This window comes from Bradyrhizobium cosmicum, from assembly GCF_032290525.1.
Classification (GTDB): domain Bacteria; phylum Pseudomonadota; class Alphaproteobacteria; order Rhizobiales; family Xanthobacteraceae; genus Bradyrhizobium; species Bradyrhizobium cosmicum_A.
In genome coordinates this window covers 1-244 of record NZ_JASXTA010000507.1, presented here as the reverse complement: position 1 = coordinate 244, position 244 = coordinate 1, and the positions used below count along the sequence as shown (strand labels likewise).

Here is a 244-nt window from a genome sequence, read left to right as displayed (position 1 = left end):
GCCTTGCCCTGGCGGCGCTGGCCGGGGCGGGGCGGGCGCAATCCACCCGGCTCGTCGTCGCCGACCAGAGCGAGCTGGTGCGCAACCTGCTTGCCGCCAGCGGCGAGGGCCGGGCCCTGGGCTTCGAGGTGGAGCTGCCCAATTTCGCCGGCGGCCCGGCGATCCTGGAGGCGATCCGCGCCGGGGCGCTCGACATCGCCTATGTCGGCGACACGCCCCCGATCCAGGCCCGCGCCTCCGGCAC

1 pseudogene is annotated in these 244 nt (G+C 76.6%); it reads left to right on the top strand.

What is annotated here, in order from left to right:
• Positions 1 to 8: 8 nt before the first annotated feature.
• A pseudogene (locus QSV46_RS40735) lies at positions 9 to 244 on the top strand (ABC transporter substrate-binding protein); the annotation flags it as partial.